1 protein-coding gene is annotated in these 500 nt (G+C 32.4%); it reads right to left on the reverse strand.

The features are described 5' to 3' along the window. Positions 1–500 (reverse strand): HDOD domain-containing protein (locus ACYQ0O_RS13105; RefSeq protein WP_459893786.1); only part of this gene is annotated, 500 nt, incomplete at both ends.

Here is a 500-nt window from a genome sequence, read left to right on the forward strand (position 1 = left end):
TCTAAGGGTATAATATCTACAATATCCTCCATGGGCTGGTCCAGTAGTGCGTCTAAAAGGGAAAACAGACCAAGTAAAAACAACTCATCCTCTGTGTGATCTGTTTTTATAAAATCTTTTAAACCCATTAAAAAATATCCCCTAATAGTAGATTGGCGAATGATCTCCAGTCCCCTGTCTGTTGGGTTTATGATGCTTAGCAAAAATATTCTACACCATTTTATTACATTTTCATACCCAAGCAGATTTATGGCCTGTCGTATATATTTTATTTTATTGGGAAGTCCTATTGCAGGAGAATTGATGTAGTTTAAAAGTTTATAACTTAACGTAAGGTCAGTTTTTATTGTATTTTCTAATTCATCTATATTATTTTCGTTTTTTTTTGAAAAAAAAGCCAAAAGTTTTAATTTAGTGATAGTGGTTGAGGGTATGGATTTGCCTTTAACTACTTCTGGCTTTTGAAAGAAAAAACCTTGAAATAGGTCACTTCCCATTTC

This window comes from Desulfothermus okinawensis JCM 13304 (assembly GCF_054654515.1).